General features: G+C 46.6%; 11 protein-coding genes and 1 pseudogene. 7 read left to right on the top strand and 5 right to left on the bottom strand.

Annotation, left to right across the window (positions count from 1 at the left end; translation table 11 throughout):
- Positions 1-76: 76 nt before the first annotated feature.
- Both MHN33_RS04405 and MHN33_RS04400 read left to right on the top strand, forming a co-directional pair.
- Positions 77-1,054 (top strand): sterol desaturase family protein, encoded by a 978-nt coding sequence (locus MHN33_RS04405; protein ID WP_239396159.1) that lies wholly within the window; start codon positions 77-79, stop codon positions 1,052-1,054.
- Positions 1,051-1,308 carry a hypothetical protein gene (locus tag MHN33_RS04400; protein WP_239396157.1) on the top strand — a complete coding sequence of 86 codons (258 nt, stop codon included), beginning with the start codon at positions 1,051-1,053 and terminating at the stop codon, positions 1,306-1,308. The genes MHN33_RS04405 and MHN33_RS04400 overlap by 4 nt, the downstream gene beginning before the upstream one ends.
- Positions 1,309-1,408: 100 nt before the next feature.
- Here MHN33_RS04400 and MHN33_RS04395 read toward each other — a convergent pair whose 3' ends face one another.
- Positions 1,409-2,095 carry a LipL32 family surface lipoprotein gene (locus tag MHN33_RS04395; protein ID WP_046004635.1) on the bottom strand — a complete coding sequence of 229 codons (687 nt, stop codon included), beginning with the start codon at positions 2,093-2,095 and terminating at the stop codon, positions 1,409-1,411.
- A gap of 118 nt (positions 2,096-2,213) precedes the next feature.
- Here MHN33_RS04395 and MHN33_RS04390 point away from each other — a divergent pair.
- The 3 genes and pseudogenes from MHN33_RS04390 to MHN33_RS04380 all read left to right on the top strand — a co-directional run.
- Positions 2,214-2,363: pseudogene (locus tag MHN33_RS04390) on the top strand (IS110 family transposase); the annotation flags it as partial.
- A 192-nt stretch (positions 2,364-2,555) separates the two neighbouring features.
- The gene (locus MHN33_RS04385; protein ID WP_239396155.1) at positions 2,556-2,879 is read left to right on the top strand and encodes a hypothetical protein; all 324 of its coding nucleotides are present in this window, start codon (positions 2,556-2,558) and stop codon (positions 2,877-2,879) included.
- A 690-nt stretch (positions 2,880-3,569) separates the two neighbouring features.
- The gene (locus MHN33_RS04380) at positions 3,570-5,705 is read left to right on the top strand and encodes a TonB-dependent receptor (RefSeq protein ID WP_239396153.1); all 2,136 of its coding nucleotides are present in this window, start codon (positions 3,570-3,572) and stop codon (positions 5,703-5,705) included.
- Between the two features lie 374 nt (positions 5,706-6,079).
- On the opposite strand, the gene MHN33_RS04375 is transcribed toward MHN33_RS04380, so the two are convergent.
- Positions 6,080-8,143: a S9 family peptidase gene (locus MHN33_RS04375; protein ID WP_239396151.1), complete on the bottom strand. Its 2,064-nt coding sequence runs from the start codon at positions 8,141-8,143 to the stop codon at positions 6,080-6,082.
- A gap of 175 nt (positions 8,144-8,318) precedes the next feature.
- On the opposite strand from MHN33_RS04375, the gene MHN33_RS04370 reads away from it, so the two are divergent.
- Both MHN33_RS04370 and MHN33_RS04365 read left to right on the top strand, forming a co-directional pair.
- Complete coding sequence (locus MHN33_RS04370) at positions 8,319-8,798, top strand: isoprenylcysteine carboxylmethyltransferase family protein (protein WP_239396140.1); 480 nt, start codon at positions 8,319-8,321, stop codon at positions 8,796-8,798.
- Positions 8,799-8,921: 123 nt separating this feature from the next.
- Positions 8,922-9,800 carry an ABC transporter substrate-binding protein gene (locus MHN33_RS04365; protein WP_239396138.1) on the top strand — a complete coding sequence of 293 codons (879 nt, stop codon included), beginning with the start codon at positions 8,922-8,924 and terminating at the stop codon, positions 9,798-9,800.
- Here the strand turns inward: MHN33_RS04365 and MHN33_RS04360 are convergent.
- From MHN33_RS04360 to MHN33_RS04350, 3 genes are all read right to left on the bottom strand, one after another.
- Positions 9,757-10,983, bottom strand: coding sequence for a threonine/serine exporter family protein (locus MHN33_RS04360; protein ID WP_125717829.1), 1,227 nt, complete (start codon positions 10,981-10,983; stop codon positions 9,757-9,759). The two genes, MHN33_RS04365 and MHN33_RS04360, sit on opposite strands and share 44 nt — an antisense overlap.
- 134 nt (positions 10,984-11,117) lie before the next feature.
- Positions 11,118-12,353 carry a glycosyltransferase gene (locus MHN33_RS04355; protein ID WP_239396136.1) on the bottom strand — a complete coding sequence of 412 codons (1,236 nt, stop codon included), beginning with the start codon at positions 12,351-12,353 and terminating at the stop codon, positions 11,118-11,120.
- On the bottom strand, positions 12,354-13,367 hold the full coding sequence (locus tag MHN33_RS04350; protein ID WP_239396134.1) for a LacI family DNA-binding transcriptional regulator: 1,014 nt from the start codon (positions 13,365-13,367) through the stop codon (positions 12,354-12,356). It lies immediately after the preceding gene.
- Positions 13,368-13,603 lie beyond the last annotated feature (236 nt).

The raw sequence follows: 13,603 nt of genomic DNA, 5'->3' as shown, positions 1-13,603 counted from the left end.
TAATACGATTATTGTGGACATTCCGGTATTTTGTGTGTAACGTTTTGCTCATGCTTTTGCCAAAAAAATAATAAAAATGCAATACGCAGCAGAGCTGATATTTGAGCTTGTTCGGGTTATTGAGCTGCTGGTTATTTACCCCGTAGCCGAAATTCTTTCTAATGAGAGTGTCTTTATTGCAACCAATTTGCTTATTGCGGTTGTGTTCTTACATTATAAAAAACGCAAGCAAAGTAAACGCGTTAACTGGAAAACCCTGAAAGGTGCGTTTCTTTCAACCCGCATCTGGTGGAGCAAGTCCAGCCGTATTGATTACCTTTCTCTGATCATCAATTCTTTTTGTCTGGCAAGTGCTGCGTTACTGATAGACAGGTATCTGAGTGGAGGGGCAGTAAAAGACAGTTTGTTTGTCTCCAATTGGCTGGAGTCGATTGCTGGCCCCAGTGAATCAGATCTGCCAGCACAGACGTCGGTGGCAGTGACCACTATCATTGCGTTTGTGGTGTTCGACTTTTTCAACTACTGGTATCACAGAGTTCTGCATCAGCATCCATACTTGTGGCGCATTCACAACCGCCATCACAGTGCGACTAATTTGACGCCTTTTACCAATTTTCGAGCTCATCCACTTGAGGCGATATTACGTTTACCTGTCACATATTTTGCCAGCATGCTGATCGCAGGCCTGTGCAGCTATTCGCTGGGACAACAAGCATCCGAAATGTTGATCCTGGGAACCAATCTATTTACCTTTGGCGTGTTACTGCTGGGTGGTACTTTGGTTCATTCACATATTTTTCTGCGATTTCCTCGTTGGCTTAGCTACCTTATCGTTAGTCCGGCAATGCATCAGGTACATCATAGCTGCAAGCCAGCGCATCGAAACAAAAACTATGGCAGTAATCTGGCCATCTGGGACTGGATGTTCGGCACTTTATATCTGCCTGACAGTGAGGAGTCTGTGTTGTTCGGGTTGTCACAGAGCAATCGGGCGCAACCGAGCTCTCGGGCTTTTTTCTTTGGTAAAAATACAATTAAACAGGAGGAAAGATGAAAAAGATCTTGATTGGGACAGCCATAGTTGCAGCGTTAGGGGTGATGTTAAGTGGCAAACTTGAGCGCAGTACTGACAGTTTTGTGAGTACACAAAACGTTGCGGAAAATTATGGTGTCGAAAGCTTGAGTGCAGGCCGTTCCCGTGCAAACGGCAACCGGGCTGCCGCAAGTTCACTGGTCAAACAGGGAAGCTGCTCGGCTGTCTTACGTCATGTCGACGGCTGGTTCGGTTTGAGTAAGTGTCAGGCCTGATTGTAGAAGTTATACAACAAGACTGGCTAAACAAACATGCCAGCCCTGATAGAACTAATCAGCGGCTGGCATGACTTAATTGGATTGGGGTAGATCTGGATTACAGCTTATTGTTTACCAAAGCATCCAGCTCAGACAGCGAAGCGGCGATTTTAACGCCCGGGACGTTGGTGCCAATAGTTGCTTCAAATGAGCCTTCAACAGAAGAGCGGAACGAGGTAAATCCAATGCGATAAACGCCACGAACCAAAGCTTCGGTCGGATTGTTCATTGACGTAGTTTTACGCAGCAAAGAGTTGTAGCTTGCGCCGCTTGGATTTGCCGGTAGCTCACTGCTGTCGTCATTACGGCCAAGGTTTTGTAGAACTTTGCCGCCATCTGCAATGCTGTTGCTGTCGATGATGTTCATGCGGTCCAGCACGATATAAGTGTCGAAAAACTTATTGGCATCCTTGTCCATGCCTGGTTTAAAGTTTGCGTGAACAAAGTCTTTGTCACCAGGTGTTGCAACAGCAGGTGAGATCATAGAAACGCCAATTTCATCGACCGCTGCAGGCACCCAGACATACAGATAGTAGGTATCTTTGCCTTTATACTTACCTTCTGGCACAACTGATTTATCTACATAACCAAAGTAGTTGCTGTAATTGGCATAAGGCAACCGTGCTTCGATGCCAGCAACGCCTTCAGAGACAGAGCTTTTAAGATGTGGGCCTGTGCTCATACAGCCTGCAAGCGTTGTGAGTGCAATCAGAGGGAGGATCTTTCCGGATAACTTCATTTTCATTGTGTTGACTCCATGTCACCATTTTAAAATTCGCTCGAATTATAGGCATGTACTGCGAAAAGTAAAACAATTTTTTACATATTTACCTGATGCCAAATGAATAAACGTCTTCAAACGGGCCAGTCAGCGGCCTTACATTCGCTTTGTGCCTGTGAAATCAGAAGCACAGCAAGCCGTATTACTACTGCACCGGATGAGAGAAAGGTTAATTAAGGCGCGTACCGCATGCCTGAATCAGACCCGGAGTTTTTTGCTTGAATTTGGCATTGAAACACCTAAAAGTTATTGCACTTATTATCTGAAATCAGGGAAATCTAGGTGTAATAAAGTGTAATAGTTTTCCCTGGTTATTACCATATCATTTGAAATGTGCTCAGTGAAACTTCAACGGCACAATTTAAATACTTAGATAGTCATATTGGCCTTATGAATAACCAAAGATTTTATTAAAGGATGAGTCATGTCTGATTTAAAAAATGGTTGTAGCTACAGAAATAATGGTGTTGGATTTAATAACATTTGGAACGGAAAGATAACAGACGAAAAAGTACTGGGGTCTATAGGTATAATTCCTGAAGATAATAGTGAAGTCAACCAAATCATAATGTTATTCGTTCCCGGTGGTACAGACTTAAAACCTAATTTAGATAATGCAAAACAGTTATGGGTATATTTACCCTATGAAATGATGCCTCAATTTTTAGAGTTATATCGCCTCGAAGGTGGTTATGTCTTGTATAACAATGGTAATTTTGACTTCTATACCACCCGGTACGCAAACTAACACCTTACCCTAAATAAGCACCAGGGTGAGAGCATACCTCGTTAACTACCATTAACCAAAGATAAGCTCTACCCTGTATTCTTCGTCAAAATTGTCCCAAACATATTTTCCACGTACTAAATCTTCGCCAGCAAAGAGCAGCAGGATAAACAGCTGACACCCGAATTAACAAGCGCCCTATAAATCACACAAACAGCACAAAGTTTTCGCGCCATTCCCTCACACTGAAAGAAAATGCCCCGTTGCTCGACACTAATGGAGTGATTCGTAGCTATCAGACATAGACATTCGCATAAACAGGCTCAATAAAGCCACTTAATTGACCAAGCCAACGGAATGTTGCCTGAAAAAAGAAGGGTATTACTAAGAGGAACTAAGCCAGCAGACGATCACATTGTGTCAGATCAGCACGCCGCCTTTCTTGAAATGTTCACAGTAGTTGGTTATTGCCTGATTGCAGCCGACGGCACCGTGAGACATTTTGGCTACAGCGTCATCGTGAGAAGAAGTAACCAACATTCCTCTAAGTTACTGTTATGTATATATAATTGCAAAAAATGGCGCAGTGCAAAATCTTTATAAGCAAATGAAAATGCAAATAGTTATCACTGGCCTTGTTTTTGCTGTGATTTGGCAATACCATATTGCCGCTTTTACATCATTATTATTCTAAATCCAGCAAGGATAACCATGTTAAAAACTACTCTCAGTATGGTAGCGTTGGCTGTTAGCGCAGCAGCCATTGCAGACGATACCAATGTTCAAGATCTTCAAGCTGCAGATATGGAGCATATCGTGGTCTCGGGCAGCCGTGTTTTTGAAAGCATTGATGAAGTGCCTGCCTCTATTACGATAATTAATCAAAAGCAAATTGAAGATCATTTAAAAGTAAATCCAGAACTACAAAGTTTGTTATCTCAAATCGTTCCTGGTCTTGCTCCGGATACGGGTAGTTCAAGCAATACAGGGCAATCGTTGCGTGGACGTGCGCCACTTGTGATGATTGACGGTGTACCTCAGTCTACACCACTGCGAAATGGTTCTTTGGGTGTAAAAACACTCGATCCAAGCGCCATCGCGCGTATAGAAGTGATCAAAGGGGCAACCTCAATTTATGGTAATGGTGCTTCAGGCGGGATCATTAACTACATTACCAAGCAGGCCAATAGCGACGGTAAACCAGAAGGTGAAATTAGCCTGTCCAGCCGCTTTAGCGCAGTAAAGCTTGCTGAGAGTGCGGGGGCTCGAATTGCGGGGGCGATTAATGGCCGCGTTGATCAGTTTAGTTATTTAGTCACGGCAAGCTATGAAGAAAACGGTGTTCAGCGTGATGCCCAAGGTGATATTCTGGGTTTACAGTATGGCCTGTCGGATACCGTGACAGAAAACTACTTCACTAAGCTTGGCTATGACTTTGATGAAGACAAGCAACTGCAATTTAGCTACAACTTCTACAGCTCACAGCAAAAAACTGATCTGGGTGATGTGTTTGGCAACATTAATTTAGGTGAAAAATCTTACGCTATTCACGTGCCACCAGCTCAGCAAAAACAAGGTAAGCCACAAGGCCCTGAAGGCAACGAAAATATTACAGTCAAATATACCGATTTTGCGATCTTTGCTAATACACAAATGACGCTTGATGCATATATGCAAGACATTGAGAACGTGTTTTTCTTCTCACCAAGCTTAGCAAACCCGGATGAAGGGTACAGTGGCGGACAATCTGTCATTCGCTCTGAAAAAAAGGGCGCACGCGCGACATTTAATACCTTAATTGATTTTGACAATATCCAGGCTACCTTCATTTATGGTATCGATGCGTTGAATGATGTGACCTCACAGCCACTCGTCGATGGTCGTATTTGGGTGCCAGAGATGGACATGGAAAGCATCGCAGGTTACCTACAGACCAAGTGGATTGTTGCCGATGACCTAGTGTTAAAAGCAGGAGTGAGGCAAGAAAGTATTGATCTTGCGGTAGCTGATTACCAAACCCTAAAACTTTGCCGTTCAGTGGATCAGTGCTCTGTTCCCCTCAACGTGAAAGGTGACACCATTGACTATGACGCCACAACTTACAATGTGGGTATTAAATATAACGCGAATGAAAAGTTCAGCCCATTTGCCAGTTATTCGCAGGGGTCTGATATCTCGGATATTGGCCGTCTGCTGCGCAGTGCAACGGTAGAAGATATTGGTCAAATTCAAACAGAAGCGTCGATTGTTGATAACTACGAAATCGGTTTTAACTCTCAATTTGAGGCGTTACGATTTGAATTCGCGGCATATAGAAGTACGTCTGAGTTTGGTACAACGAATAAATTCAATGAAGTAACCGGAGTGTATGAGCCTGTTCGAGCACCACAAAAAATATGGGGTTATGAGGCGCTTGTCGATTACAAGATCAACGACACGCTAAAACTCATTACGACATATAGCTATGTAGAGGGTAAAGATACCGAAGCGGATACGTATCTTGGCTCAAGGCAAATTAGTCCACCAAAGCTTACTGCAAACCTAAACTGGCAGCCAGTTGACGCGTTATCAATGACGTTAAGCTGGTTACATGTGGGCGACCGTAAACGTTTTGAGCGGAATGATAAAGGTAACTATGTTGGAGATCAGGGTCCAATTGACAGCTATAACGTGGTTAACTTTAGTGGTCAATATCAATTCGGCCAAAGCTGGCAAGCGTTTGTTGGTATTGAGAACTTATTTAACTCAGACTACTACCCGGCTCGCGCGCAAGCCTATACGTACGGTGGCTACAATATTAAAGGCCTTGGCACAACGGCAACTGTTGGCGTGAAGTATCGCTTCTAAGCCAACTCCCGGCTTTATAATGTAACGCCAAGTGGGTTTGCTGGTCACCAAGTTCAGCAAACCCTAACACAATGAAAGGTGTATCTGGACTGATACTTAATCTATTGGCAAAACAGGAATGTAGTTACAGTATCCTCGTTTCTTTTACCCGTTTTGCCATTCCTGATGTTTGGTCCAGTCCACATGTAAATGTGTTGCTCTGACCGAAATCCGGGCTTAATTGATCACAGAAATGCACTGACCCCCAGCGTTGCTTGACCCTTTTATGAGGGATTTACATTATCGCAGAGTAGTTAGGGTTGTGTTGTTTTGCATAGAAAAAGGCTTGCCAGTCTGGCAAGCCTTTTGTCTTTTTAAACCATAACAACAGCAGTTTACTTATTCTGCTCTTTTACCGCTTCCAATTTGGCAGCATGGTCAATTTCATACGCTGGCATGTCTTTGTTGCCGTGGATCAGGTAGTTGTCCATCCAGCGCATTAAGCGCAGGCTGTAGTCATACTGAGCAGCAACTTTGCGGTTACCATGGCCTTCACCCGGGTAGTAAACCAGACGTACGTCTTTGTCTTGTACCTTCATGTAGCGGTACAATTCCATAGACTGAGCCGGGTGAACGCGCGGGTCGTCTTTACCATGCATGATCAACAGTGGGGTTTTCGACTGGCCAGCCCAGTAAATCGGGCTGCGCTCAAGGTACCACTGCCACTTCTGCCACGGGTAAGAGCGAGCATGAACCAGGAACATTTCGTTCGAGATATCAGTAGTACCAAACTTAGACAGCTGGTTGGTCACACCTACAAACATCACACTGGCTGCAAAGTGCTCGGTTAGTTTAGTTGCGCCCCAGGCAGACGCGTAACCACCGTAAGAGCCACCTGTGATACCAACGCGCTTGGTGTCAACCAGGCCCATATTAACCAGGTATTCTTTCATGTCGACCAGATCGTCAAACTCTTTGCCGGCATAGTCGCCCTGACCCAGTTTAGAGTAGTCAACGCCTTTGCCCGTTGAACCACGGTAGTTCGGGTAGAATACCGCATAGCCACGTGCTGCACCCATTTGACCCGGATCTGAGTAGCTGGTCAGCCAGCCGTTTCGGTCATGGCTTTCAGGACCACCGTGTACCGCCATGATCAGAGGGTAACGTTTGCCTTCCTGATAATCCAGTGGGTAGATAAGTACACCACCAATCTCAACGCCGTCACGGGCTTTGAATCTAATCGCTTCTTGTTTCGCCAGGCGCTTGTCGTTCAACCAGGGGTTTGAATCGGTTAAGCGGGTTGGCTTTTTAGAGCGCACCATAAACACTTCGCTTGGGTGTTTCGGGCTTTCTGCACGCACGCCAATGGTCTTGTCAGAATCAGAAACTGACAGGCTGTGCGCAATAAACTTGCCTTCTTTAACCAGCTTTTTGTATTTGCTTGAGCCTACTTTAACTTGACCAATGAAAGTCTCAACGCCTACATCGGCAATAAAGTTCAGTACGTTTTTACGGTTTGACCACTCAAAGTCTTTGAAGTGACCCATAAAGTTCGGGATCCACTCTTCTACTTTACCGGTTTTGGCATTGGCCAGATACAAACGGCCCTTAGCCGGGTCGTGTTTGTCTTCGGCACCTAAAATGGCAATGTATTTACCATCGTGTGAGAATTCGGCTTCACCCAGTTTACCTTCGGTTTTAAACGAGGTGGTGATTTTCTGCGTTGCCACATCCATCACATGCCACTGAGACTTCATATACTGATCATCAATCAGCGCTGTTGGCTGGGTTTTTACCAATAACTTGCTGGCATCATCAGACCAGTTGATGTCGCTCACATAACCTTCAACAGGCACCACGGCAGGCGTCAGAGGTTTGTTGGTCTGTGCCAGGTCGACCAAATGTAGCTGCTTGTTTTTCAGGCCCAGCTCATATACTTCAGCCATAAAGCCAAGCTTTTTAAGCTCTTTTTCGCTTGCATCTTTGGCAGGCATAGCCAGGATAGCCACCTGCTTACCGTTCGGGCTCAGGCGATACTTGCTGATAGAGGTGCCTTTCAGCGACAGTACTTTTTGTGCTTCACCACCATCGACTGCGATACGGTAAAGTGACGTGAGTTTGTCTTCTTTTTTCTTGGCTGTGAAGTAAATGAATTTGCCATCTGCTGACCATTCAATCTTACCGACGTTGATCTTACCTGTGATGAAAGGTACTTCATTGCCCTCATCATCAACAACATACAGTTCGCTGTAGTTTTTACCGTTGCTGTCTACATACAGCTCACGGGGTACGGAGCGACGAAATGCAACCGACTCGCCATCCGGGCTCACTGCGGTTTGAATAACGCGTTGAATAGTTGGAATATCTTCAACTGTGATTGTGTCTGTTGCCGATGCGGCAAAGGTGCTGGCACTGGCAAGACCAATGGCAAGCGCGAGCGAGGTTTTAATTAGTTTCATAAATGTTCTCTGGGATTACGTTTTCTTATAGACTAGACCGCAAGCTGCAGTGCTGAGTAGGCGATATTTTACTTCAGCATTGGCTGAAAACCAGTGTTTGCGATTAACCGTCTGCTTTATGGGATAAATAATTGCGACATATCAACTAAGTGACATATTTTATTGTTAAGGAGTTATGATGTCAGAGTCACAGACGCACCTTTTGGAGACTAGGGTTCCACCATTGGTCGTGTTATTGCTTCATATGTTAGTGAGCTGGGGACTGGTGCGGATAACCGGATATGTTACTGTGGACGGGGTTCTCAAAGTTGGCGGTGCGGTGGCGCTGAGTGCGCTGGGTGTTGCCGTGGCCATGGCGGGGGTTTTGGCGTTTCGTAGTCATAATACCAGCGTTGATCCGGTGCATGTAAATAAAGCATCGACACTGGTGACTGGTGGTATCTATCGCTTTACCCGCAACCCAATGTATGTCGGGTTTCTTTGCTTACTGGTTGCACAAAACTGGTATCTGGCATCCCCTGCTGGCGCGCTGGTTGCCCTGAGTTTTATTGGTTATATGACCCGCTTTCAGATCAAACCTGAGGAACGCTTTTTACTTAAAACTTACGGACAGGCCTATCGCGACTTCCTGAGTACAACTCGTCGCTGGGTTTAGCCTGTTTGCTTTGTGTTGGTCTGCCTGAACTGTACTTCCATACCCTCAACACTTTACCTCCTGTCGATAATTTCTACACTTAGGATAAGAGTGTGTCAGCGGTTCGGGGAAGTACGTGTAATCATGTCAGGTGCTCAGAGTACTCAAGCGCGAGTTTTTAAGCGGATAAGCAATGCGCTTGCTGTGCTTTTATTGGTGAGCACACATGTCTGTTTTTCCTCATTAAATCAGACACTTGAACTGGTCAGCAGTGAAGGGCCACCCCATACAATTAACCACCCAGAACACAGTGGCATAGATCTGGACATTACCAAAGTCGTACTGGCACAGCTTGGGTACACCGTACGTCTGGAGTTTGTTGCGCTGGGGCGTGCTGAAAAGTTGGTGCGCACGGGCCAGTATGATCTTATGGCCCCGATTTTTTCTACGCAGGACAGCAAAAACTTTTATATCAGTGATCCGATTGTCACTTATAAACCTATGGTGTTTTCACTGGCTAACAGGAATCTGACGCCTCGGTCGATTGACGAACTGGCGAACCATTCAGTGATCACTTTTCAGGGCGCGCCCGGATACTTTGGGGAGGCGTTCAGAAAAATGTCTGAGCAGGCTGTTTATAGAGAGTCTCCCGACATGTCCGTGATCCCGCAAATGCTGGTCAAGTCACGCTATGATTATGCGGTGCTTGACCAGTATATTTTCTATTACTTTTACCGGCTTAAAGACAAACGACGACCACTGACGCTGTTCCGGCATCATTATCTGATCCCCCCGGTGCCAGCGAGTGTGGCGTTTAAAGAAAAATCACTCAGGGACAGATTTAATCGTGCGTTAGCGCAATTTAAGCGAGGTGACGGTTATCAGCAGATCATAGAAGCTTATATTGGGAAAGTTGAAAAGATGATGTTTGCAGTTAACGGCACGAATGTCTCCTGGCAAAACCAGGAGACAGGCAAGATCACAGACTTTTCTTCGGTGGCAGCGCCACATTGGCAAAGATAAGGCCGGCGATTAAAGACATAAAGATCAAAAAGGTTTGCTGGCCAATGTGATCGGCAGCAACAAAGCTCTGACCTTCAATCAGTGAATTCAGACCGATATAGGTTTTTGACCCGGGTACCAGCACAATCAACCCCTGCATGGCGACAATCGAAGCGGGCGCGTTAACAGTACGGTTAAACACATTACTAAACACGCCCACGGCAAATGCGCCGACAAAGGTGCCCAGTGAATAATCCAGATAGACCGCTGAACCGATACTGGCGGCGTAGGCGATAAAGCCTGATGCAATCGACCAGCTGGCGTGCTTGAGCTTAGTGCGGAAAATCACAATCAGGCTGCTACACAGCAGCAAAATTGCCATCCAGGCTGTCCATTTGGGAAGCGGATCGGGTTGCACATAATCGCTCTGTCCAAACAGGAAAAAGCCAATACTGATCCCCAAAAAAGCACCAAAATACAGCTTAAACAGCAACATAATGGCATCCATAACCCGCGCGGTGCCCGACACCAGATGGCGTGCAGACAGCTCTGCAAACCCCAGTGCTAATGCCAGCCCCGGTATAAAAACAATGATGGCCGACAACACCACCAGGCGAATATTGACCATAGGATCAAGGTACGACGAAATCGCACAGGCTGCCAGCGCAGAAACGATGGCCACTACCGGCTCCAGCATATGGGTGACCCGCTTTGAGCGCGTGGACCACAGCACAAAGATAAAGACCAGGATAGACAACACCGCAGACCACAGCACATCATTCCAGCTGGTTCCCATCAACATGGCAAACGCGCCACCCGACACCGCAAACGCGATACCCGTTAGTAATCGGCCATACGGGTCTTTGGCCTGGGTGATGGCATCCAGGTTTTGATCCGCCTGCTCTATGCTGAGTTCGCCTGCCAGCATGCGATTCACCACATCATCGGTATCGGCAAGCGATCCCAGATTGTGATCGCCGGGCTCTACGCGGGCAACATGGGTGTATTCATCCTCATGTCCTTCTGTCCAGATCACAAAAGTGACCGACGTTGGAGACATAACAAAGGACGACTTAAGGCCCAGGTGGGTGGCAACTTCCATCAGATGGGCTTCCAGGCGATAAGCCGGGGTTCCGTATTGATGAAGCATTTTGCCTAATTTAACAATAAACTTGCGTTTTTGTGTAAAGGTGGCTGAATTCAACGGCGTGTAACCTAATTATAAGTAAAAATCGACAGCAACTTTGCAGTATGGAAGCTAACAGCTTGTTTCGCCTCCACACTCAGTTTAGGCAATAACCTAAATTGCCGCGAATTCTAACCGCTTTTCACGCAAATTCAACGCATTTTATTTGCATTTTTTGCTTCAATCCACTGTGACATATATTGGGTACTACGAAGTGTGTGGTGTCGCAACATGCTGCCGGTGAAATTGGCTCGCCTGTGCGCAGTTAAATTAGTCAGTATCTCGCTAATCTTTTGTTTTAACTGAACCTCCAGAGTGCGCTTGTTATACCTTGCCTGGAGCAAAGCCCGTCCGTATTGCTGGGCCTGGTGATAGCGTGCTTCATTCTGGTACAAGTCGATCGCCTCGGCAGCAAATGCTTCAGCACAGTCGCTTATTGCGCCGTGCCAGGGTAATTCGCCATGCATGCCTTCGGCACCGATCTGCGTGGTTACACACGGGGTTTGCGTGATCATGGCTTCGAGCAGCTTGCCTTTAATCCCGGCACCAAAGCGCAGCGGCGCCAGACACACTCTACTTTGTGCCATCACGTTCAGTGCATCTTTTGCCCAGCCTTTGATTAAGAAGCCTGTTTTGGGATTATGCAGAGCGGTCGCTTTGGGTGGCGGGTAAGAGCCATAAATATGCAGCTGTGCGTCCGGCAGCTGCTTGCGGATCATCGGCCAGATCTGTTGCAGATAAAGTACGGCATCCCAGTTAGGGGCATGGCGAAAATTACCTATGGTCATAAAGTGCTGCCGGGCGTGATAGTCAGGGACATCGTGGCTGATTGCGTCCAGGTCGACCATAAATGGCAGGTGATGGAGTAAGTCTTCGGACACGCCAAACTGAGACGTCAGTAACTGATGTTCATAATCAGAAATAATCAGCGACAGGTCGCAGCGTAAAATGGCGGCGATTTCGCGTTTGGCTAAGTCACTGTCCAGTAAGTTATCTAATGCAAAAGCTTGCTGCGCTTTGTGCGCGTCATGACGAGCATTACGCAGGCATTGCAAATCTTCTGTATCGAGGATCTTGAGTGCATCGGGCGCAAACTTATCGACCCGCCAGCCAAACTGCTCTTCCATCATAAAGCGGTCAAACATCACGATATTTGGCCTGAGCTGAGTGATATAGTCGTCAAAGCTACTGCAATTAAGCGTGATCGGCGTGCAGGTGATCTGCTCCTGGCTTAAATCGGCCATATGCTCGGTTTGCTGGGCAGGGCTGGCAAATTCAACCTGCCAGTTCTGAGCGCGGAAAAAGCGCAGTAAGGACATCATATGACTGCCGGCGGCCGAGGAATTCGGCTCCGGCCAGACATAACCAATTACTAAAACTTGTGTCATTTAAATGGAAGATTCTCTGAGTTGCAGCGATACATCCACCAGGGTGCGTACCGCAGGTTGCGATTTATTCATAATTTCTGCCAGTGCCTGACAGGTGCGTTTGCCAATGTCATCGGCGTCGATACGCACAGAAGACAAAGCCGGTTTCATTAACCTGGAATCGGCCAGGTCATCGAAGCCGACTACTTTGATGTCTTTGCCCGGTACCAGTCCATGCTCCCGCATAGCCTCCATTGCGCCATATGCGATGACGTCACTAAAGCAGACTACGGCCTGAGTATCCGGGGCCTGAGCGTATAGTGTATTAAATGCCTCACGGCCTCCCTGGCGATTAGTTTGATTAGTAATTTCGGGCATAGGCTGAGTCATCTGGCGCAGTGTCAGTGCGCTGCGAAAGCCTGCCAGACGTTCGTGGTAATCCGAGATATCAGGTGTTCCCCCCAAAAAAGCAAGCCGCTCTAGCCCCTGGTCGAGCAAATGCAGCGTTGCCAGATGGGTGCCTTTTTGGTTGTCGGGCAGAATACAGGGGGCGTTGCTGTAGGGGATTTCCCGCATGATGTTAATAACCGGAAAGCCTGAGTCGACCAACTGATTGACCCATTCCATAGTTGTGCCCGGTGCCGGCACCATCACAAAGGCGCTGACATTATATTCTTTCAGAGTGTTGACGACTTGCTGCTGGCGTGTCAGGTCCTCACTGGTATTCACCAGCATCGGTACCAGACCTAACGCATAAATATGTTTCTCAAGGCCCACCGCCAGTTGTGCGGAATAGGGGTTGGTCAGGTCATTGATCACCAAAGCGACCAGGTTGGAACGTTTACTGCGCAGTGCAGCGGCATCGCGGTTGTAAACATATCCCAGTTTGTCGATGGCGGCGAGGACCTTTTCCCGGCTTTTATCGCTGACTTTGTCTGAATGGGTGAGTACCAAAGAGACGGTCGATTTAGACACCTGCGCTTCTCTGGCGACATCGAATATGGTCACTTTGTCTGGCTTTTTATTGTTGTTCATAATGGCCTGAATAGCTGATCAATCGGTTGATGAACGTTTAGTTTACCGTAACTTTGCGCCCGGATGCACCTTAATACCAATCAACATTAATACATAACCAACCTGAGGGATTAAATTCGCCGCTCACTTTGTTAGAAAATTTTCATTTAGAACAAAAGAATATTAAATTTCCAGCCGTGTTATCGACGGCATTTACTTGGTTCATGATTAACTGCCTAAATTATACAGATTGCTAT

It is taken from the genome of Pseudoalteromonas sp. OOF1S-7 (assembly GCF_022347765.1).
Taxonomy (GTDB): domain Bacteria; phylum Pseudomonadota; class Gammaproteobacteria; order Enterobacterales; family Alteromonadaceae; genus Pseudoalteromonas.
This window is presented reverse-complemented; position numbering and strand designations above follow the sequence as displayed.